17 protein-coding genes are annotated in these 20,729 nt (G+C 68.0%); 11 read left to right on the top strand and 6 right to left on the bottom strand.

The features are described 5' to 3' along the window. Nucleotides 1-219: 219 nt before the first annotated feature. On the top strand, nucleotides 220-1,620 hold the full coding sequence (gene dnaA / locus HL653_RS20335; RefSeq protein ID WP_171747156.1) for a chromosomal replication initiator protein DnaA: 1,401 nt from the start codon (nucleotides 220-222) through the stop codon (nucleotides 1,618-1,620). Between the two features lie 168 nt (nucleotides 1,621-1,788). On the opposite strand, the gene HL653_RS20330 is transcribed toward dnaA, so the two are convergent. Next, nucleotides 1,789-2,541, bottom strand: a complete 753-nt coding sequence (locus tag HL653_RS20330) for an SDR family NAD(P)-dependent oxidoreductase (protein WP_171746115.1) — start codon at nucleotides 2,539-2,541, stop codon at nucleotides 1,789-1,791. 190 nt (nucleotides 2,542-2,731) lie between these two features. Between HL653_RS20330 and HL653_RS20325 the strand changes: the two genes are divergently transcribed. From HL653_RS20325 to HL653_RS20315, 3 genes are all read left to right on the top strand, one after another. Then, entirely contained in the window at nucleotides 2,732-3,175 is a 444-nt protein-coding gene (locus HL653_RS20325) for a GFA family protein (RefSeq protein WP_171746114.1), read from the top strand. Further along, nucleotides 3,156-3,953, top strand: a complete 798-nt coding sequence (locus HL653_RS20320) for an alpha/beta fold hydrolase (RefSeq protein ID WP_253717203.1) — start codon at nucleotides 3,156-3,158, stop codon at nucleotides 3,951-3,953. Before HL653_RS20325 ends, HL653_RS20320 begins: the two co-directional genes overlap by 20 nt. A 155-nt stretch (nucleotides 3,954-4,108) precedes the next feature. Continuing rightward, nucleotides 4,109-5,242 carry a diguanylate cyclase gene (locus HL653_RS20315; RefSeq protein ID WP_171746113.1) on the top strand — a complete coding sequence of 378 codons (1,134 nt, stop codon included), beginning with the start codon at nucleotides 4,109-4,111 and terminating at the stop codon, nucleotides 5,240-5,242. A 134-nt stretch (nucleotides 5,243-5,376) separates the two neighbouring features. Here HL653_RS20315 and HL653_RS20310 read toward each other — a convergent pair whose 3' ends face one another. Next, the gene (locus HL653_RS20310) at nucleotides 5,377-6,819 is read right to left on the bottom strand and encodes an AMP nucleosidase (protein ID WP_171746112.1); all 1,443 of its coding nucleotides are present in this window, start codon (nucleotides 6,817-6,819) and stop codon (nucleotides 5,377-5,379) included. 12 nt (nucleotides 6,820-6,831) lie between these two features. Then, nucleotides 6,832-7,314, bottom strand: a complete 483-nt coding sequence (locus tag HL653_RS20305) for a peroxiredoxin (RefSeq protein ID WP_171746111.1) — start codon at nucleotides 7,312-7,314, stop codon at nucleotides 6,832-6,834. 116 nt (nucleotides 7,315-7,430) lie between these two features. Between HL653_RS20305 and HL653_RS20300 the strand changes: the two genes are divergently transcribed. The 7 genes from HL653_RS20300 (at nucleotide 7,431) to HL653_RS20270 (ending at nucleotide 14,857) form a co-directional block, all read left to right on the top strand. Beyond that, complete coding sequence (locus HL653_RS20300) at nucleotides 7,431-8,003, top strand: YqgE/AlgH family protein (protein WP_171746110.1); 573 nt, start codon at nucleotides 7,431-7,433, stop codon at nucleotides 8,001-8,003. A 133-nt stretch (nucleotides 8,004-8,136) separates the two neighbouring features. Continuing rightward, a complete protein-coding gene (locus tag HL653_RS20295) occupies nucleotides 8,137-8,679 on the top strand; it encodes a hypothetical protein (protein WP_171746109.1) in 543 nt (180 codons plus the stop codon). Nucleotides 8,680-8,806: 127 nt separating this feature from the next. Next, nucleotides 8,807-10,216, top strand: coding sequence for an adenosylhomocysteinase (ahcY, locus tag HL653_RS20290; protein WP_171746108.1), 1,410 nt, complete (start codon nucleotides 8,807-8,809; stop codon nucleotides 10,214-10,216). Nucleotides 10,217-10,318: 102 nt separating this feature from the next. Beyond that, entirely contained in the window at nucleotides 10,319-12,685 is a 2,367-nt protein-coding gene (locus tag HL653_RS20285; protein WP_171746107.1) for a PAS domain-containing sensor histidine kinase, read from the top strand. Then, complete coding sequence (tsaE, locus tag HL653_RS20280; RefSeq protein WP_253717201.1) at nucleotides 12,682-13,158, top strand: tRNA (adenosine(37)-N6)-threonylcarbamoyltransferase complex ATPase subunit type 1 TsaE; 477 nt, start codon at nucleotides 12,682-12,684, stop codon at nucleotides 13,156-13,158. Before HL653_RS20285 ends, tsaE begins: the two co-directional genes overlap by 4 nt. Before the next feature lie 2 nt (nucleotides 13,159-13,160). Further along, a complete protein-coding gene (locus HL653_RS20275; protein ID WP_171747153.1) occupies nucleotides 13,161-14,108 on the top strand; it encodes an aminoglycoside phosphotransferase family protein in 948 nt (315 codons plus the stop codon). Further along, a complete protein-coding gene (locus HL653_RS20270; protein WP_171746106.1) occupies nucleotides 14,105-14,857 on the top strand; it encodes a nucleotidyltransferase family protein in 753 nt (250 codons plus the stop codon). Before HL653_RS20275 ends, HL653_RS20270 begins: the two co-directional genes overlap by 4 nt. A 165-nt stretch (nucleotides 14,858-15,022) precedes the next feature. Here the strand turns inward: HL653_RS20270 and HL653_RS20265 are convergent, their stop codons facing one another. From HL653_RS20265 to HL653_RS20255, 3 genes are all read right to left on the bottom strand, one after another. After that, on the bottom strand, nucleotides 15,023-15,412 hold the full coding sequence (locus tag HL653_RS20265; RefSeq protein ID WP_171746105.1) for a VOC family protein: 390 nt from the start codon (nucleotides 15,410-15,412) through the stop codon (nucleotides 15,023-15,025). A 130-nt stretch (nucleotides 15,413-15,542) separates the two neighbouring features. Next, on the bottom strand, nucleotides 15,543-16,739 hold the full coding sequence (locus HL653_RS20260) for a DUF885 family protein (RefSeq protein ID WP_171746104.1): 1,197 nt from the start codon (nucleotides 16,737-16,739) through the stop codon (nucleotides 15,543-15,545). After that, the gene (locus HL653_RS20255) at nucleotides 16,736-20,584 is read right to left on the bottom strand and encodes a LamG domain-containing protein (protein WP_253717192.1); all 3,849 of its coding nucleotides are present in this window, start codon (nucleotides 20,582-20,584) and stop codon (nucleotides 16,736-16,738) included. The genes HL653_RS20260 and HL653_RS20255 overlap by 4 nt, the downstream gene beginning before the upstream one ends. Nucleotides 20,585-20,729 lie beyond the last annotated feature (145 nt).

Genomic DNA, 20,729 nt, shown 5'->3' with positions numbered 1-20,729 from the left:
GGTATATTTCAAAAGCATGACGATTTGACCGCTTGATTGCCCGGTCCCGAGGTCCCTAGGTTGGCTTTGCCGGTCCGGTGATTCTCCGATCCGGCGTTCACGGGATTGCGATTGCCGACGCGCGCGGGGGCCGCTGCGTGGGGGCTTTGCTCAGTTTGCCAACCAACGCTCGACGAGGTCGTCCGAGCGAACGGGAGAGTTTTGCGCGTGCGCGATGCAGTGTCTGCCAGGCAGTTTCACGTAGAGACGGCGACGACTCCTCCGACGGCGGAGTCGGCCTGGACGGCCGTGCGCGACACGCTTCGCAAGAGCTGCGGCCAGCGTTCGTTCGACGGCTGGCTGCGCTCGCTGGAGCTGGCGGGCGTGGATTCCGAATCGGGCGACGTGCGCCTCGTCGCGCCGTCCGCCTTTCTGGCGGATTGGGTGCAGAATCACTTCGCCGATCAGCTGGCCGCCGCGTGGCGCGTGGCGCTGCCCGGCTGCGGCGAGATCCTCGTCGAGGCGCGCGCGGACGCGCCCGCGCGATCGACCTTCAGCTTCGAGACGCCCGTGGTGGAGGCCGAAGTCGCTCCCGTCGTGGTGATCGAGCCGGAGCGCGGCAGCCAGCTGGAAGATCGTTTCACGTTCGACAGCTTCGTCGTCGGCAAGGCGAACGAGCTGGCCTACAATGCCGCCAAGACGCTGGCCGAGGGCGGCCGGCTGGGCTTCAACCCGCTGTTCCTCCACGGCGGCGTCGGTCTCGGCAAGACGCATCTCATGCACGCCATGGGCCACGAATATCGCCTGCGCCATCCGGGCGCGAAGGTGATCTACATGACCTCCGAGAAGTTCATGTACGAGTTCGTGGCGGCGATGCGCGCCAAGGACACGCACAGCTTCAAGGCGCGCCTGCGCGCGGCCGATCTGCTGCTGATCGACGACGTGCAGTTCATCGCCGGCAAGGATTCCACGCAGGAGGAATTCTTCCACACGATGAACGAGCTGATCTCGGCCGGGCGCCGACTGGTGATCAGCGCGGATCGCAGCCCGCAGGATCTGGAAGGGATTGAGAGCCGGATCCTCTCGCGCCTGTCGTGGGGCCTCGTGGCGGACGTGAACGCCGCCGATTTCGAGCTGCGCTACAACATCATCCTGAAGAAGCTGGAGCAGCAGCCCGCCGTCTCCGTGCCGAACGACGTGGTGATGTTCCTCGCCAAGCGTCTGTCGTCGTCGATCCGCGAGCTGGAAGGCGCGCTGACCCGCGTGCTGGCCTTCGCGCACCTTTCCAAGCGCCCGATCGACCTGGAATTCACGCAGGAGGCGCTGGCCGACCAGCTGCGCGCCAGCCAGCGTCGCGTGACGATCGATGAAATCCAGCGCCGCGTGTGCGACCATTATCGTATCCGCCAGTCGGAGATGGGCTCGGCCCGCCGCGCGCGTGAAGTCGCCCGCCCGCGCCAGATCGCGATGTATCTGGCCAAGCAACTGACCCAGCGCTCGCTGCCCGAGATCGGCCGCCGTTTCGGCGGACGCGACCATACGACCGTGATCCACGCCGTCCGCCGCATCGAGGAGCTTCGTGCCGCCGATGCCGAGCTGGACGCCGACGTGCGCCTGCTGATCCGTCAGCTGGAGGCGTAAGCACTCGTCCTGTTCCTCCCCATCGCAGATGGGGAGGGGGACCATCCGCAGGATGGTGGAGGGGTATCTCCGAGCCTGGAGGATACTCGTTCGGTGTTCCGCATTTCCCCTCCACCACGCTTTGCGTGGTCCCCCTCCCCATGCTGCGCACAGGGAGGAAGAGAGGATTTAGAACTGCACGCCGCGCGTCAGGCCGCCGTCGACCAGCAGGTTGGTGCCGGTGGTGAAGCTGGCGGCGGGGCTGGCGAGGAAGACGACCGCCTTCGCCACTTCGTCCGGGCGGGCCATGCGGCCGAGCGGATTCTGGCCCAGGCACTCGGCGAACAGATCGGGCGTCTCGCGCTCGATCTTGCCCCACACGCCGTCCGGAAAATAGACGTTGCCGGGCGATACCGTGTTGACGCGGATACCTTCGGCCGCGTGGCGCGCGGACAGCGTCTTGCCATAATGGATCAGCGCCGCCTTGATCGCTCCATAAGGCTCGGCGAAGATATCATTCTCGCGGCCCGAGACGCTGGAGATCAGCACGATCGAGGCCGCATCGGACTTGCGGAGCGCGGGCAGGGCGGCGCTCGTCATCGAGACGGTGCCGAGCAGGTCGGTTTCCACCGCCGCGCGCCACGTTTCCAGATCGCTGCCGCCCGCCAGCGCGCTCACGTTCGGCACGACGATGTCGAGGCCGCCCAGCCGATCGGCCGACTGCGCGACCCAGCTTTCCATCGCCGCCGGATCGGTGACGTCGAGCGCGGTGCCGAAGGCATCGGCGCCCAGCTCTTCATTGGCGCGGGCGACGCCGGCGGCATCGCGCGCGCAGAAGGCGACGCGTGCGCCTTCGGCCAGAAAGGTTTCCACGATGGCGCGGCCGATGCCGCGCGATCCGCCGCTGACGAGGACGGATCGTCCACGAAGTTCGAGATCCAAGACTTGCTCCTGGTGGCTGACAGGCTGGGAGCCGAAGGACATCGACCCCCGCCGTTTCGAGGGCATCCTCGCCTTGGCCGGGCTTCTCGCGTCCGATGGCGCGGAAATCCGTCAGTAATACTGTCCTGTCAACCGCGGCGTCGGGGCTCTTCCGGTTTTCGCCGTCGAACAGATGGGCTAGGGCGGCGAAATGACGAGCATGACCGGCGGCTGCCAATGTGGGCGCGTGCGCTTCGTGGCCGAGATCGAGAGCGACGACGCCTATCTCTGCCATTGCGGGATGTGCCGCCGCGCGACCGGCGGCGCCTCGATCGCCTTCGTCAACGTGGCCCAGGACAAGGTACGCTGGGAGCGGGAGCCGGACTGGTATGAATCCTCGCCGATCGCGCGGCGGCCCTTCTGCTCCGCCTGCGGAACGCCGCTCGGCTTCGCCTTTCTGGAGCGGGCGACGAATATCGACCTGACGCTGGGATCGTTCGACGATCCCGCGCGCTTCGTTCCCCGGCACAATTTCGGCGCCGAGAGCATCCTGCCCAACTGGCTGGACGCCTCGCATCTTCCCGGCATCCGATCGGAAGACAATCCCAGCACTACGGACAGATGGATGAAGACCGTTGGCAAGCTCCCAGACTGACCTCGACCCCCTTTTCTTAGACGCCGCCGACGGCACGCGCCTCGCTTATTACGAGATGGGCGACCCGGCCGCGCGGCCCGTGATCCTGATCCACGGTCTGTTCTCGAACGCGTGGACCAACTGGATCCGTTATGGACATGCCGCGCGTGTGGCGGAGGCGGGGTATCGCGTGATCCTGCCCGATCTGCGCGGACATGGCCGCAGCGGCGCGCCGCACGATCCCGCCGCCTATCCGCCCGACGTGCTGGCGGACGATGGCGAGTCGTTGCTCCGGCATCTCGGCCTGAGCGACGGCGGCTATGATCTGTGCGGCTATTCGCTGGGCGGGCGCACGACGCTGCGGATGCTGGTGCGCGGCGCGCGGCCGCGTCGATCCGTGCTGTGCGGGATGGGGCTGGACGGGATTCTCCACACGGGCGGCCGCGGCACCTTCTTCCGCAAGGTGCTCGACAACTTCGGGAACAATGCTCGCGGCACGCCCGAATGGTTTTCGGAGGCCTTCCTGAAGACGACGGGCGGTGATCCCAAGGCGATGATCCCGCTGCTCGACAGTTTCGTCGATACCACGCTGGATGAACTGGCGACCGTGACTTTGCCGATGCTGGTGCTGGACGGCGAGGACGATCACGACAACGGCTCCGGCGAGGAATTGGCGGGGGCTCTTCCGGACGCGCGCTTCATCGCGATTCCGGGCAATCATATGACGGCCGTGCTGCGTCCGGAGCTGGGTGAGACGTTAACCCTGTTTCTTGTGGCGGAGTCGGCAAACGAAACGTAAACCCCTGATGTGACGCGCGAACCTGGGCCCGTCGCGTGTGCTGTAAAAGGGGAGTGGCGGTGCGGTCCTTAAGCGAAAATTTGTGTGTCGCTGACAAGGCGACCGTGAACGTCGCGCATCCGGCGCGTCGCTAAGGCGAGGACCTCTACCGGGTGATGCCTGCTGCCGCCGTCATTGTCGTGCCGTTGCTCGTCTGCGCGTTGTTCGCGGGCGCGGTCTACGAGCAGTGGCGCCGCATGGGCCGGCCGGATCATGCCGGCAGCTGGCTGTGCGCGTTCGTCGTTTCGGGCGGCGGCTGGCTGGTCACCGCGATCGAGAGCGCGCTGGCGACCCGATTCGTCTTTCCGGGCACGGCGCTGGTGCTGTGCTGGTTCGCCGCCGCTCTGCTGGGCGCGCGGGGGCTGCGGCAGCGCGCGCAGCGGACGGACCGGGGCGGGGTGCTGCTCGCCATCTGGGTGGGCACCACCATCGGCGTGAGCGTGCTGCAGGATCTGGGGCTGGACGACCTTTCCGAGCGATCGGCGATGGGGCTGGTGATCATCGCCGGCGGTGCGCTGCTGGCGGCGATCGCGGTCGGCCCGCGCCACCGGCGTGCGCCGCCCTCGCTGTGGCTGGGTGCCGTCATCAACGGCGCGTTCGGCGCTTTGTGCCTGCTGTTCGCATTCGTGATCCTGCGCGTGCCGAGCGCGGCGACGATGTCCTTCTCCTCGCTGACCCTGGTGCCGCTGATGGTGCTGTGCGGGCTGACGATCCTCGCCTGTCTGAACGAGGATCGCGCGCAGGCGCTGGAGCGGCTGGCGCGCACCGACGCGCTGACGGGGGTGTGGAACCGGCGCGGCTTCGAGGAGGGCGCGCATCATCTGCTCGATCGGCTGCGGGCGTCGGGCGGCGGCGTGGCGGCGGTGGCGATCGCGGATATCGACGGCTTCAAGGGCATCAACGACAAGCATGGCCATGCGGTGGGCGACGCCACGCTCGCGCGCTTCGCCGAGACGCTGCGTGGTGCCACCGAGCCGGGCGACCTGCTGGCGCGGCTCGGTGGCGAGGAATTCGCGATCCTGGCGATCGGCGTGGACGGGCCGAGCCTGCGCCAGCGGATGGACCGGGTGCGCGGGCTGCTCGCGGTGCCGAGCATCGATCCCAGCGGCCCGCCCGCGATCACGGCCAGCTTCGGCGTGGCGATGATGGATGCCGATCACCGCTCGCTGCGCGAGGCGCTGGAGCGGGCGGATCGGGCGCTGTATCGCGCCAAGAGCGAGGGGCGGAACCGGGTCAATCTGGCGGATTAGGAGGTGGCGTTTTCGCGCCCCTTTTGCGTCCGTTTGCACCGAGCCTGTCGAAGTGCCGTTCTTGCTTCAGCCGGTATCGGCAGAAAGAAGGACGGTGCTTCGACAGGCCCAGCACGAACGGGGTCTGTGGCAGATCAGCGGAAAGGCGGCTCGTTGAAGGCGCGCAGCTTGCGGCTGTGGAGTTGCTCGCCCGCCAGCCGCAGTTCGTCGATCGCGGCGATGCCGATCTGGAGATGCTCGGCGATGGCGCGCTCGTAGAAGCGGTTGGCCTGGCCGGGCAGCTTGATCTCGCCGTGGATCGGCTTGTCCGAAACGCACAGCAGGGTGCCGTAGGGCACGCGGAAGCGGAAGCCCTGCGCGGCGAGCGTGGCGCTCTCCATGTCGATCGCGACGGCGCGGCTCTGGCTGAAGCGCAGCGCCGAGGAGGTGTAGCGCAGCTCCCAGTTGCGATCGTCGGTGGTGACGACCGTGCCCGTCCGCATCCGCGCCTTCAGCTCGTCGCGGCTCTGGCCCGAAATCTTCTCGGCCCCGCGGCTGAGCGCCAGCTGGATCTCGGCGATGGCCGGGATCGGGATTTCGGGGGGCAGCACGTCGTCCAGCACATGATCGTCGCGCAGATAGGCGTGGGCGAGGACATAGTCGCCGATCCGCTGGCTGGGGCGCAGGCCGCCGCAATGGCCGATCATCAGCCACGCCTCGGGTCGCATCACGGCGAGATGATCGGTGATCGTCTTCGCGTTGGACGGGCCGACGCCGATATTGACGAGCGTGATGCCGGAGCCATCCTCGGCAACGAGGTGGTAGGCGGGCATCTGGTGCTTCTTCCAGGCGGTGTCGGTGATCGCCGTCTCGGGATCGGGATCGCCGGGGCGGATCTCGAGCCCGCCGGCGCCGCTCAGCATCGTGTAGCGGCCGCCTTCCTCAAGCTGCTTGGCGCCCCACGCCACGAACTCGTCCACGTAGCGGTTATAGTTGGTGAACAGGATATACTTCTGGATGTGGGCGGGCGGCGTGCCCGTATAGTGGCGCAGCCGGGCGAGGCTGAAATCCACGCGCGCCGCATCGAACAGAGCGAGCGGGCGGGGCGTGTCCTCGCCATGCGTCCAGGTGCCGTCGGCCAGCTCGTCGCCGATCCGCTCCAGCTCGGTCGAGGGGAAGATGCGCGCCAGCTCGACCGCGCGCACGTCCGCCAGATCGAGGCTGGAATCGAGCACGTAAGGATAGGGTATCTCGTCCGCGCTGGTGCCGACATCCACCCACACGCCGAAATCGTCGATCAGCAGATCCAACTGCGTCGCCAGATAATCGCGGAAGATGGCGGGCTGGGTGACGCTGATCGCATAATCGCCGGCGGTGTTGAGCCGGCCATACGCGCGGCCGAGCGGGCCCGGCACATTCTCGCCGTCATAATGCAGCTTGATCTGCGGATAGGCGAAGGCGCCCGCCGCGCGCGCGGCGGGATCGGGCCGTTCGCCCGTTTCGATATAACGGGCCAGCGCCTCGCGCAGCCGGGCGACGGACGCGCGATAGAGCGTGTCCAGTTCGTCGACGATCTTCAGGCTGCGCGAGGTGGGCATGGGTCGGTTACCTCAGAGCTGGCCGAGCAGATATTCGGCGGAGCTGACCTTGAAGTCGCCCGGCGCTTCGATGTTCAGCGCGGTGACCGTGCCGTCCTTGACGAGCATCGAGAAACGCTGGCCGCGCAGGCCGAGGCCCCCCTTGCTGAGATCCGTCGTGAGGCCGACCGCCTCGACGAAGGCGGCATTGCCGTCCGCCAGCATGGTGACGGTGCCGTCAGCGCCCTGCGCCTTGCCCCACGCGCCCATCACGAAGGCGTCGTTCACGGCGGTGCAGGCGATCTCGTCCACGCCCTTGGCCTTCAGTTCGGCGGCCTTCTCGATGAAGCCGGGCAGGTGCTTGGCCGAGCAGGTCGGCGTATAGGCGCCGGGCAGCGAGAAGAGCGCCACGGTGCGGCCGGCGAAATAGGTGTCGCTTTCGATCGGCCGGGGGCCTTCGTCCGTCATCGTCAGGAAGGTGACCGAGGGAAGCGTGTCGCCGACGGAAATGGTCATTCTGATCCTCACGAAAGAAGCGGAAATGGATAAGGCCATGTGTCCTAACAGGCAGCCGCAGCGCGCGGAAGGCCGCGGGTGGAACCTTTGCCGGCCTTGTCTATAGTAATCGGCCTATGGCGCATTCGGAGCCCGACACCCCCTCGCTGGCCGGCCAGCTTCTGCTGGCGATGCCGGGTATTGGCGATCCCCGCTTTTCGCATGCGGTGATCGCGCTGTGCGTGCATAGCCCGGAAGGCGCGCTGGGCATCGGCGTGGGCCAGATCGTGCCCCGGCTCTCGCTGCACCAGTTGCTGGGACAGCTGGATATCGAGCCCGGCGTGGCGCCGGACGCGCCGATCCATCTCGGCGGCCCGGTGGATCCCCAGCGCGGCTTCGTCCTTCATTCGAACGACTGGGCGGGCGAGGATACGGTGATCGTCAACGCGGCGCTCGGACTGACGAGTACGCTGGACGTGCTGCGCGCGATCGCGGCGGGCGAGGGGCCGGAGCGGTGGCTGGTGGCGCTGGGCTATGCCGGCTGGGCCGACGGGCAACTGGATGGTGAACTGACCCGCCACGGCTGGTTCCACACGGCGCTCGATCCCGATCTGCTGTTCCAGGTGCCGGCGAGCGACCGCTGGCCGCGCGGCTTCGCCACCGCCGGAATCGACGTGCGCCTGCTCGCCTCCACCGCCGGCCACGCCTGACCAACTGTTTCGCCGCCGGTCCAAATCTGCGGCAGGCCGTTCATTTCGTTGGGAATTTGATTACCAATTGATGGTCTAATCCCCCGTGCCGCGCCGCCATTCCAACGGCGCGGAAGGGCTTCGGGGGCTTCGTATGCGTACCTATTTCCACGCCGTTCCGGCGGCGCTTGCGCTCGTGATGACGAGCATCCCGGCGCAGGCCGCCTGCTGGAACGAGCAGGAAGTGTCCGCCGGCACGATCCGCGATTTCCAGTCGATGCTGATGGTGGCGACGTTGCGCTGCCAGGTGATGCACATCGATATCACCGGCGATTATAATGGCTTCCTGCGCGCCAACAAGGCGACGATCCAGACGATGAACGAGCGCCTGAAGGTGCATTTCCTGAAGGCGGACGGGCCCGTGGAAGGGCAGCGCCATTATGATGCGTTCGCGACCGGCCTGGCCAATGCCTATGGCTCGCGCCAGGGCAAGGCCGAGATGTGCGCCACCGTCGCGGCGCTGCAACGCGAAGCGGCTATGATGGCCGGATCGGAAGAGGGGCTCGTCCTGCTGGCCCATCGCGAAGGCATCGCCACCGCGCTGCCGGAAGGCGCCTGCGGCGTCGCGCGGACCGAGATCGCGATGGTGGTGCCCGCCGCGCCCGCCGGCCCCGGCGGCCCTCCGTCCGACGAGTGACAGGGTGAAGGCGGGGCACATATAAAGACATCTTTATATTTGATTCGATTCCTCGGGACGGCTAGGGCGGCGCCAGGCGGCCCGACCCTCGGGCCGCGCATCAGGCCCCGAGCCGAGGAGACCTATCGTGGCCACCGCCACCGCAATCCCCTTCAACGATTATCTCGTCCACGACATCTCGCTCGCCGATTTCGGCCGCATGGAGATCGCGATCGCCGAGACGGAAATGCCGGGCCTGATGGCGCTGCGCGAGGAATTCGGCGCGTCGCAGCCGCTGAAGGGCGCGCGCATCACCGGTTCGCTCCACATGACGATCCAGACGGCCGTGCTGATCGAGACGCTCGTCGCGCTCGGCGCCGAGGTCCGCTGGGCGACCTGCAACATCTATTCGACGCAGGACCATGCCGCCGCCGCGATCGCCGCGCGCAACATTCCGGTCTTCGCCGTGAAGGGCGAGACGCTCGCCGAATATTGGGACTATGTCGGCTCGATCTTCGATTGGGGCGACACGACCGCGAACATCATCCTCGACGATGGCGGCGACGCCACGATGTTCGCTCTGTGGGGCGCTAAGCTGGAAGCCGGCCAGACCTTCGGAGAGCCGGAGAATGACGAGGAAGTCGAGTTCCAGCGCGCGCTCAAGGAATTCATCGCACGCAAGCCGGGCTACCTGACCGAGACGGTCAAGAACCTGCGCGGCGTTTCGGAAGAGACGACCACGGGCGTTCACCGCCTGTACGAGATCGCGAAGAAGGGCGAGCTGCCCTTCCCGGCGATCAACGTGAACGACAGCGTGACCAAGTCGAAGTTCGACAACCTTTATGGCTGCAAGGAATCGCTGGTCGACGCGATCCGCCGCGCCACCGACGTGATGCTGGCCGGCAAGGTCGCCTGCGTCGCGGGCTTCGGTGACGTGGGCAAGGGCTCGGCCCAGTCGCTCCGCAACGGCGGCGCGCGCGTGATGGTGACCGAGATCGATCCGATCTGCGCGCTGCAGGCCGCGATGGAAGGCTTCGAGGTGGTGACGATGGAGGAAGCGGTGACCCGCGCCGACATCTTCTGCACCGCGACCGGCAATGCCGACGTGATCACCGCCGATCACATGAAGGCGATGAAGCCGAACTCGATCGTCTGCAACATCGGCCACTTCGACAGCGAGATCCAGATCTCGGCGCTCAGCAACTATGAGTGGACCGAAGTGAAGCCGGGCACGGACATCGTGAAGTTCCCGGACGGCAACCAGATCATCGTGCTGGCCAAGGGCCGCCTGGTGAACCTGGGCTGCGCCACCGGCCACCCGTCGTTCGTGATGTCGTCGTCTTTCACCAACCAGGTGCTGGCGCAGATCGAGTTGTTCACCAAGCCGGGTGAATATGCGAACGAGGTGTTCGTGCTGCCGAAGCATCTCGACGAGAAGGTCGCCGCGCTGCACCTCGACAAGCTGGGCGTGAAGCTCACCAAGCTGACCGAAAAGCAGGCCGCGTATATCGGTGTCACCACCGAGGGCCCGTTCAAGCCCGACCATTATCGCTACTGACGAAACTTGCCGGACACGGGCTTGGGTTAAGCCTGTGTCCGGTTATAAGGCTCATCCTATGCAGGGTGGGTTCACACAGCGGCCGGAGGGGCGATCGTCGTGATGACGCCGCCGTCGACGGCCGCTTTGATGTCTTTGGCGGGGGCCGCGTGGCTCTGCCTCGCCGCTGTCGCCACCTATCTGGGCCTCACCCGATCGCTGCGCGCCCGCCGCGTGGAGGCGGATGCCCGCGCCGTGGCCGGGCTGCTGGAAGCCGCGCCGGCCGTGCCGATGCTGATCCACGCCGACGGCCGCATCGAGACATCGTCGCGCGCGGCCGCCTGGCTGGGGCTGGACGTGCCGCCCCGCGATTTCAACGATCTGCTCGACGGAGGCTTCGACCGGGACCGGATCGCGCAGCTGGAGGCGACGTTGATCGCCTCGCTGGAGACGGGCAAGCGCTTCGCCGAATATGTGCGCCTGCCGGGCACGCGGCGCGTCGTCTGCTTTTCGGGCGGCCCTTATGCGGCGGCGGGCGTTTCGGATCGCGCCGTGCTGGCGTGGCTGACCGACGTGAGCGCGAGCAGCGAGCAGATCGACCGGCTCTCGGCCGAGACGCGCCGCCTGAGCGCGGCGCTGGACGGGCTTTCGACGCTGATCGAGGCCGCGCCTTTCCCGATGTGGTATCGCGGGCCGGACCTGCAGCTGGCGCTGGTCAACAGCGCGTTCGTGCGCGCGGTGGAGGCGGAGAGTGCCGCCGAAGTCGTCCGGCGCGGCATGGAGCTGATCGAGACGGGCAATGAGGGCACCGCGCAGCAGGTGGCGCGGACCACGCTGGCACGGGGCGTGATCTCCACCCGCACCGCGCCCGCGATCATCACTGGCGAGCGGCGCGTGATGCGCGTGGTCGACGTGCCGGTGGGCGAGATCGGCGTGGCGGGCTTCGCCATGGACGTGCAGGAGCTGGAGGATGCGCGCGCCGATCTCGGCCGCTTCGTGCGCGCCCAGCGCGACATGCTCGATCGGCTTTCGGCCGGCGTGGCGCAGTTCGGCCCCGATCAGGGGCTGGTCTTCTACAATCGCTATTTCATGCGCCTGTTCGATCTCGATCCGGACTGGCTCTCCGACCGGCCCGAATTCGATCGCGTGCTGGAGCGGATGCGCGAGGCGCAGCGTGCGCCCGAAATTCGCGATTTCCCCAGCTGGCGCAGCGAGCGGCGCGGCTGGTTTCTCGCGCACGAGCCGGTGGAGGAGAATTGGCAGCTGCCGGGCGGCACGCATCTGCGCGTGGTCGGCCAGCCGCTGCCGGACGGCGGCCTGCTGCTGATCTTCGAGGACCGGACCGAGCATCTCCAGCTGGCCAGCGCGCGCGACACCTTGCTGCGCGTGCGCGCGGCGACGTTCGAGAATCTGTTCGAGGCGATCGGCGTGTTCGCCGCCGACGGGCGCCTGCACCTGTGGAACAATCGCTTCCGCGACATCTGGGGCATGGAGGAGGGCGCGCTCGTCCAGCATCCGCGCGTGGACATGCTGGTGCAGGCGCTGGCGCCGCGCCTGCAGGATCCCAGCCGCGCGGGGATGGTGCGCGAACTGGTCCGCACCGCCACGATCGACCGGCAGCAGCGCTCGGGCCGGATCGCGCTCAACGATGGGCGCCATTTCGAATTCGCGGCGGTGCCGCTGCCGGATGGCAATGCGCTGTTCACCCTGCTCGACATCACGGCCAGTCGCGGGATCGAGGAAGCCCTGCGCGAGCGCAACGACGCGCTGGAGCAGGCGAACAGCCTGAAGAACGCGTTCGTGTCCAGCATGAGCTACGAGCTGCGCGTGCCGCTCACCTCGATCGCCGGTTTCGCCGAGATGCTGGCGGCGGGCTATGCGGGCGAGCTGCCGCCATCCGCGCGCGAATATGTGGATGCGATCCTCTCGGCCGTGACGCGCCTGTCCACGCTGATGGGCGACGCGCTGGATCTCTCGCAGAGCGAAGCGGGATCGCTGCCGCTGGAGGCGGAGGCGGTGAATGTGGGCGAGCTGGTGCGCGAGGCCGCGCGCTTCATCGCCGAGCCCGCCAATGCGGCGGGGCTGACGGTGGCGATCGACGTCACCTCGGGCGACCAGACCGTGCAGGGCGACCGGCGGCGGCTGCGGCAGGTGATGGATCATCTGCTGCGCAATGCGGTGGCCTATACGTCGGCCGGCGGGCGCATTCTCGTCCGCAGCCGGATCGTCGGCCGGTCGGCCGAGATCGTGGTGTCGGACAATGGGCGCGGCATTCCCGATCACAAGGTGGAGCGGATCTTCGACCGGCTCAGCCGCGAGAGCACGGGTGATGGCGACACGGCCGGGCGGCGGGGCGGCGGCGTGGGCCTACCGCTTTCGCGCCAGCTGGTCGAGGCGCATGGCGGCACGATTCGGATCGAGAGCGAGATCGGCCGGGGCACGAGCGTCTATGTGCTGCTGCCGCTGGGCGTGCAGGCCGTGGCGGCGTGACGACACGCGGGAAGACGGCGCGCGGCGCGCTGGCGCTGGAAGGACCGGAGCGGACGGCGGCGGTCGGTGCGGCGATCGCGGAGCGGCTGCGCGTGGGCGATGTCGTGACGCTGGATGGGCCGCTGGGCGCGGGCAAGACGACGCTGGCGCGCGGGCTGCTCGCGGCGCTGGGGCTGGAGGAGGATGCGCCGAGTCCCAGCTTCCCGATCGTGATCGCCTATGATGAGGGCCTGCGCCTGCCCGTGTGGCATGTCGATCTCTACCGGATCGAGGATGCGGGCGAGGCAGAGGAACTGGGGCTGGACGATGCGCTGATCGATACGGCGCTCGTGATCGAATGGGCCGAGCGGCTCGGCCCCGGCCGGTGGCCCGATGCACTCATTTTGTCGATTGAGGACGCTCCCGATGGCGGCCGTCGCTTGACTTGGGAGGCTGGTCCGTCTTGGGAGCGGCGATGGCCGCCCGCCCTCTGATCATGACTCCGCCGGCGGCAGCGCCCGCCTTTCTGAACACCCATGGCTGGGATGGCGCGCAGATCCTGCCGCTGGCCGGCGATGCCTCGTTCCGCCGCTATTTCCGTGTGGTGCGCGGCGGCACGACGGGGGTGCTGATGGATGCGCCGCCGCAGCATGAGGACAGCCGCCCGTTCCTGCAGGTGGCCGATCATCTCCATGCTCTCGGCTTCGCCGCGCCTAGGGTGATCGCGCGCGATCTGGCCGAGGGGCTGATCCTGCTCGAGGATTTCGGCGACGACCGCATGGCCGAGGTGATCGCCGCCGATCCGGCGCGCGAGACGCCGATCTACACGGCCGCGGTCGATCTGCTGCGCGATCTGCATCGCCATCCGGCGGGCGACCTGCCGCCCTATGACATGACCGTCTATCAGCGCGAGGCGGGGCTGTTTCCGGAATGGTACATGCCCGCCGTCGGGCTGGACGTGCCGGCGGGCTATGATGCCGCCTGGGCCGAGGCGCTGGCGCCGATCGCGGGCGATCGCGGCGTGACGGTGCTGCGCGATTATCATGCCGAGAATATCATGCTGCTGCGGAACGGCAGCCTCGGCCTGCTCGATTTCCAGGACGCGCTGGCGGGCCATCCGGCCTATGATCTCGTCTCGCTGCTGCAGGATGCGCGGCGCGACGTGCCGCCCGCGCTGGAGGCGGCGATGCTCGCGCATTACGGTCCGGTCGATGGCGCGGCCTATGCGCTGCTGGGCGCGCAGCGGAACACGAAGATCCTCGGCATCTTCACGCGGCTGTGGAAGCGCGACGGCAAGCCGCGCTATCTCTCGTTCCAGCCGCGCGTCTGGGACTATCTGGAGCGCGATCTGGCCCATCCCGCGCTGGCGCCGGTGAAGGCGTGGTTCGATGCCGCCGTGCCCGCCGAGAAGCGCGCCGTGTTTTGGGAAGGATTTCAGGCATGAGCCGCAAGCTGCTGGCGCTGCGCCCGAAGCCCAAGCTGCCGCCGCTGCGCACCGCGATGCTGCTCGCGGCCGGGCTCGGCAAACGGATGCGTCCGCTCACCGCGATGCGGCCGAAGCCGATGGTCGAGGTGGCGGGCAAGCCGCTGATCGAACATGCGCTGGATCGGCTGCGCGCGGCGGGCGTGGAGCGCGCCGTGGTCAATCTCCACTATCTGGCCGACGCGCTGGAAGGGCATCTGAAGCGCCAGAAGGGGATCGACATCCTCTTCTCCGACGAGCGCGGCGAATTGCTGGAGACGGGCGGGGGCATCGCCAAGGCGCTGCCGCTGCTGGAGGATGACCGCTTCCTCGTCGTGAACAGCGACAATCTGTGGGTGGACGGTCCGATCGACGCGATCCGCCTGCTCGGCGATCGCTGGGACGATGCCGAGATGGATTGCCTGCTGCTGGTGGTGCCGCTGGCGCGCGCCAATTGCCATGGCGGGCCGGGCGATTTCCACATGGACGCGGTCGGCCGCCTGTCGCGCCGCAAGCCGGGCCGGGTGGCGCCGTTCGTCTATACCGGCGTGCAGATCGTCTCGAAGCGGCTGTTCGAGAATGTGCCGGAGGGATCCTTCTCGATGAACCTGCTGTTCGATCGCGCGATCGCGGCGGGGCGGCTCTACGGCGTCGTTCATCAGGGCCTGTGGTTCGATGTCGGCACCCCGCCCGCCGTGGGCAAGACCGAGGCGTTGCTGAAGGAAGGGTGAGGGCTGCTCCTCGCTACACCTACTCCGTTCGTGCTGAGCCCTTCGACTGCCTGCCAAGGCAGGCGCTCAGGATAAACTTCAGCCCTTTGGGCTGAAGTCGAAGCACGTGCTGCGAGCGATACCGCCTGAAGCCCGTCCTTCGACTTCGCTCAGGACGAACGGGATTCAGGGCGCGGCCGACGTATCGAAGGTCAGCTCGATCTTGATGCCGTTCAGGTCGGTGAAGAAGATCTGCTCCAGCGTCGGCACGCGGGAGACGGCGTGGGCATAAAGCACGCCCAGCTTGTCCAGCCGCGCGCGCATCGCGGCGACGTCGCGGCACTCGAATGCGATATGATCGAGGCGGGCGGGGGAGGCTGACGTGGGCGCGTCGTCTGTGGCGGTGTTGACGTGGATCACCGCGTGGCCGTCGGCGGTGGCGAGCCAGGCGTTGCGCTCCTGATCGGCCATCGTCAGCGCGGGGACGCGGGCGAGATCGAACAGGGCTTCGTAGAAGGCGCACGTCTCCTCGAAGGCCGGCGTCTTGATGTTGATATGGCCGATGCGCTGGATCATCTTACCACCTTACCAATTTATCCACCCGTTGGCTTCGAGCGAAGTTCGAGCTTGTCGAGAACGCAGTCGAGAAGTTCTCGACGGTCGCTTCTCGGCAAGCTCGACGCTGCTCGAACCGAACGGGGATGTTTTAAACTTTCGTCGCGATCTGCTCCGTCCGCAGCGGGCCGTCGACGAGCAGGGGCGTGTGGTAGCGCCTGAGCGCGGCGGGTCCGGACTTCGGGGCGTGATCCGCGATGGCGAGCCAGATCAAAGCGTGGGAGGCCCAGCCGGCGGGCTCCTTCGCGCTGCGGGCCAGATCAGGATCGAACAAGGCGAAGTAAGCGGGTTCGCCCTGCCACGCGACGAGCTTCGCGCGGGCGGCCTCGATCGACCAGCCATCCTTGTGGAGGCCGATGTCGCAGAGCGCGCGGCCGACGCGGAACAGCAGCCAGTGGAGGTGGCCCAGCTCGGCGCGCGGATCGGCGGCGAAGGCGCCCTCCGCATTCGCGAGCTGCTCGGCATAGATGGCCCAGCCCTCGGGATAATTGATCGTGTAGCGCTGGCGGAGGGGATGCGGATCGGCGAGCGCGGCGCAGGGCAGCTGCACCATATGGCCGGGCAGCAATTCGTGCGCGACGACGCTGGGCAGCGTCCAGCTCGGGCGGCGGCGGATCTCGCGGAGATCGACGATGTAGAAGCCGGGCTGATCGGCGGTGGGCGGGATGCGATAGCCGTTCTTGCCCGCCGCCAGCTCGGCCGCGTTCAGCGAGCGGACCGAGACATTGCCGCACCAGGGCGGGAGACGATCGAAGGCGAGGGGGAGGCGATCGCGCATGCCGACCAGCGTGGCGTTCATGTCCGCGACGGCGCGGGCGCGGCCGGCATCGTCGTCGGCGTAGAGGTAGCGCTCGTCTCGCCAGAGGCGGGTGTAGCGCGCGCCGATATTGCCGGAGGTGTCGCCCAGCTTTTGGAAGAGGGCGTCGGCGCGGGCGAGGAGGCGCTTCAGCTCGGCTTCGAGGCGGACCTGCGCCGAGGCGGGTTCGATGTCGCTGCCGATCGCGCGCTTGAGCTGGAGGGCGTAGCGGGCCTCGGGTCTGGCGTCGGCCAGCGCGACATCGATGGCGAGGCCGGCGCGGGCGGACTCGAGATCGAGCTGCTTCGCGCGGGGTAGGCCCCTGGCGGAGAGGGGGCGGAGGAGGGCGAGGGCCTTGGCGGGGTCCTTCTCCGCCGCTGCCGCATCCAGCGCCGCCTTGAGGTCCGCCTCGGCCGCGGGAGCGGCGGGGAGGCGGGTGGCGCAGGTGACGGCGGAAAGGCCTATCAGGATTTGTCGGCGGGTGGGCGTCACCGGAGCGGTATCTCGTTGTTATTATGGGTAACTTCCGGCGCATTGTGCGGCAGGGAGAGGCGCACACGGACCGTATTCGGCGTGACGCCGGAGGGGAGCGTCACCCGGACGATGGCGGTCTTGGGTGACAAGTCCAGCGGGGCGGCGAGGGTGGGGATGGCGGCGCTGGCCAGCACCTTGCCGTCCGCGCCGACCAGCTCGGCCTTGCCGCCCACGGCGTCGTGCGAACCGAGGCTGTGGACCGTGACCGTCACCGTGCGGCCCTTCACCGCCACATCGTCCGTGCCGATGCCGAGATCGGGGCGGTCGGCGACCGGCGTGGTCGGCGTCTCCAGCGCGAGATCGAAGACGCTGGTGGTGTTCGGCGCGAAGACGAGATCCACGCCCGCGCCGCGCTCCAGCGTCACGTGACGGTCGGAGCCGGACCCGCTCAGCGTCTTGCCCTCGTCGGTGCTGGTGGCGCTCTTCAGGCTCCATTGGCCGGCCGTGACGTTCCCGCCCGTCATCACCGCCTTCTGGGGCGTGGCGCTGCTGTTATAGGCGATCACGCGCAGACGATCGGGCGTGGCGCCCGGCATCAGGATCGCGACCTGCTCGGCCGCCGCCGGATCGGCGAAGCGCCAGCTGACCGCATTTCCGGGCCAGATCAGGCCGCGCCGCAGCGCCACGCCGCCAAGACGCTCGCGCTGGAGAATGTCGGTCGGGCTGTCGACGCGATCGGACCACCAATGGCCGTTCGTGTACATGTCGAGATGCTGGAGCTTGTCGCGCAGGCTGTCCTCGTGGAGCGCGGCGAGCTGGGACAGATCGCCGGTCTGCGCCCACGCCGCGTAGCGAGAGAAGCCGTCCGGGCCCTTCTTGCCCGCCAGCGCCTTCCGCCACGAGGGGCCTTCGGGCAGGATATCGAACGCATTCTCGTTGAACTCGGCGAGGCCGGTCGGGCCGCTCTTGGCGATGCGGCCGTAGAAGGGGCGGAGATACTTCGCGTCGCCGGTATAGCGCCACGCGGCCCAGGCGGGCTGGAGCGGGGTGGTGGCGCCGCCGCCGTCGCCCACGCGCTCCTTGTCCGAATACCAGTTGATCTCGTTCGGGAAGGACCACGTGCCGTCGGCGGACTGCTTGCCGTGCGCGATCCAGCCATCCATCAGCCCGGTGACGAGGCCGCGCGCATCCGGATTGGCATTGTAGAGGCCGAGCAGAACGGGCGCGTGGAGGATCAGGAAGCCATAAGGCTTCTGCCACGCCCACGGATCGTCCCGGTAGATCTTGCGGCCGCCATACCAGCTGCTGGCGAAGTGGAGGTGGCCCGCCGAATTCACCAGCGCGACGCGGTGCAGCGCCTTGGCGGTGGCCATCAGCCGCTCCAGAGCGACGGGCTCACCCCAGTTCAGATAGAGGCGCTCGGCATCGGCGTTGAGCGCTTCCTCATAGACGTGCAGCTCGTCCGTCTCGATCGTGCCGAGGCCGTTCGTGTGCATGCCGTTGCGATAGGCGGCCTCGGTGAGCGCGCGCAGCGACGCGTTGATCTTGTCCGGCTGGACTCCCATCAGAGCGAGGCCCGGCCATTGCTGGGTGAGATCGTTATCGTCGGAAATGCCGCCGCCGAAATCGCCATAGGGCACCTGCCGCTCGTCGATCCACCAGTCGACGAAGCGGCGCGTGGCGGCGAGATCCTGCAACTGGCGCGCGGCCCAGGCCGGGACGCCGGCCGGGATGGCGGGCAAAGTGACGGGGGGCAGATTGGCCGGCGTGTAATTGATGTCCGCCCAATAGGCCCGACCTTCGACATTGTCGGGATCGACGCGGAGCAGATCGGTGGTGTCCGCATAGACGCGCGCATAGAGGCCCGCGCGCTTCGAGGTGGTATGTTCCTCGACCAGGAACGCCCAATTGTCCTTCACCTGATGGAGCCGGTCGGCGACATGCTCCTTCATCGCCTCGGCCCGGTCCTTGAAGACCAAGCGGATCGCGGCGCCGTCGAGCGCCTGCGCGTCGAAGTCCGGAGCGGCGGAGGCGATCGTCAGATAGAGGCTGTCGTTCGAGAGGATGCGATCGCGCAGATCGAGCCAGAGCGTGCGCTTCTCGTTCGGGCGGACCGAGACCGACAGATCGATCATGTCGCGGCCCGGCCAGATCGGATCCTTCACCTTGATGTTGAGCGGGATCAGGCCATCGGGGCGGGGCTTCAGCTTCAGCGCGGGAATGTCGATGGCGATGCCGTCGAGCCCGTCATGGATATTCTGCCAGCCATAGGCCCAGGCGCGCGCGAACGGGCGGCCCGGAGGCGCTTCGCCGAAGCCGGCGGGGATCAGGATATGGACGATGGGGGAGAGGCCCTTGGCGCGGACGGCGGTGCCGGCGGCGCTGGCATCACCCGCGCCCACCGCCGCGCGCGCGCCGCCGACGGGCATGGCGACGACGGTGCTGCGCTCGTCCGGCGCGGTGCGGCCGGCGATGAAGGCGTTCAGATCGGAGAGGATCGCCAGATCGGGCGAGGCGGCGGCATCGATCTTGTAGCTGAGCTTGAACGTGCCTTCGGGCTCGGCGCCTTTCGCCACGTCATAGGCCCAGATCTCCTGTATCGGCTGTTCCTGCATCACGTTCGTGAAGCGCAGCTTGCCGCCCTTGCGATCGGACAGATCGGTGACGGAGCGGACGACGCCCTGTGGGCGCTTCGCGAGGCTCGCATAGCTTTTGCCGTCCGCCGACCAGCCGAGATCGCCATAGGCCGCGCCGCGTATCTCGATCCGGTTGAAGCTCTCGCCGGCCGGCACGGTGAGATTGTAGGCCTTGCCGCCCTCGACATAGACGTTCCAGTCCGGCAGCTCGAAATAATCGTCGCGGCCGGGCAGGCGGGAGCGGTTATAGACGCCGGGCCAGGTCGTCTCCGGAATGCCGTCGACGCCCTTCCACATCCATTCCTTCAGATCCTTCGCGTCCGCGAACTCCACCTTGCGGACGCGCGTGACGGCGTCGCCCAGGACGGGCGGCGAGGCCTTGTCCCAGCCGTAGCGATGGAGCCACGCCTGCTGGCGGGCGGCGGTGTCCGAGGGGGCGGGAGCGGGGGCGGGGTCGCCCTTGGCGGCCAGCGCCGCGACATCGGCGCCGGCGAGCATGCGATCATAGACGCGGATCTCGTCGAAATCGCTGCCGCGCATGAAGCTGTAGCGGCTCTGCACCTGATGCGGCGAGACGATGCGCGCGGCGAGGCCGAACTGATCGAGCCCGCTATCGAGATCGGCCTTCTGGAGCTTCGAGGCGACCTCCTTGCCATCCCAGAACAGGCGGACGCCGACCGTCTCGTCCCACGCGAAGGCGAGGTGATGCCATGCCTCGGGCGTGGGGGGCGTGGGGATTGTCCACGAGACGCGGACGCGGGACAGGTTCGCGTCGGTGACGAAGGCGTCGAAGCCGTGGCCGTTCCAGTCGATGCGGAGGAACGCCATGTCCCAGCTGGTGTGATCGGCGAAGCCGGTGCGGAACAGCACGAACGGCGCCTCGCCCACCGGCTGGCGCGCGCGCCAGAAGAAGGAGAGCGTGCCGCGCTGGGCCTGCATGTTGCCCGGCGCCTTCCACGCGACATAGCCCTCGTCCGGCCAGCGCACCGCGCCGCCGATCGCGCCATCGGGCGTGATCGTGACGCCGCTGAGGAAATTGGGCTGCGCCTCGCCGGTGGCGACATCCGCGACCAGATCCTTGTCGGCGGAGAGGCGGAAGAGAAGGCCGGTGGGATCGGGCGCCTGTGCGGAGGCGGCGGAAGGCGCGGCGGCCACGGGAGCCGCCAGCCCGGCGAGGCTCAGCGAGAAGATGCCGATGCGGAACAGCGACGAGGCACGATCGATCACTTGGCCAGTCTCTCCGATGGATGCCGGGCGTTCTGCGTCCCGGTTGCTAAATTGGGGTGTGTGCGAGCTGTTTCGTGCTCCTGCGAAAGCAGGAGCCCAGAGCTGCAAGCGATGTGTTCGAAGCTCTGGGCTCCTGCTTTCGCAG

Origin of the sequence: Sphingomonas sp. AP4-R1 (assembly GCF_013113735.1) — a bacterium.
Classification (GTDB): domain Bacteria; phylum Pseudomonadota; class Alphaproteobacteria; order Sphingomonadales; family Sphingomonadaceae; genus Sphingomonas_I.
Note: the sequence above shows the minus strand (reverse complement) of the source record. Positions and strands in the feature narration are given on the sequence as shown.

Bases quoted from the DNA above. Each gene is read 5' to 3' on its own strand.
- HL653_RS20305 (WP_171746111.1), bottom strand. From the start codon at position 7,314: ATGACCATTTCCGTCGGCGACACGCTTCCCTCGGTCACCTTCCTGACG.
- HL653_RS20275 (WP_171747153.1), top strand. From the start codon at position 13,161: ATGACTCCGCCGGCGGCAGCGCCCGCCTTTCTGAACACCCATGGCTGG.
- HL653_RS20325 (WP_171746114.1), top strand. From the start codon at position 2,732: ATGACGAGCATGACCGGCGGCTGCCAATGTGGGCGCGTGCGCTTCGTG.
- HL653_RS20265 (WP_171746105.1), bottom strand. From the start codon at position 15,412: ATGATCCAGCGCATCGGCCATATCAACATCAAGACGCCGGCCTTCGAG.
- HL653_RS20295 (WP_171746109.1), top strand. From the start codon at position 8,137: ATGCGTACCTATTTCCACGCCGTTCCGGCGGCGCTTGCGCTCGTGATG.
- HL653_RS20285 (WP_171746107.1), top strand. From the start codon at position 10,319: ATGACGCCGCCGTCGACGGCCGCTTTGATGTCTTTGGCGGGGGCCGCG.
- HL653_RS20310 (WP_171746112.1), bottom strand. From the start codon at position 6,819: ATGCCCACCTCGCGCAGCCTGAAGATCGTCGACGAACTGGACACGCTC.
- HL653_RS20315 (WP_171746113.1), top strand. From the start codon at position 4,109: ATGCCTGCTGCCGCCGTCATTGTCGTGCCGTTGCTCGTCTGCGCGTTG.
- HL653_RS20270 (WP_171746106.1), top strand. From the start codon at position 14,105: ATGAGCCGCAAGCTGCTGGCGCTGCGCCCGAAGCCCAAGCTGCCGCCG.
- HL653_RS20300 (WP_171746110.1), top strand. From the start codon at position 7,431: ATGGCGCATTCGGAGCCCGACACCCCCTCGCTGGCCGGCCAGCTTCTG.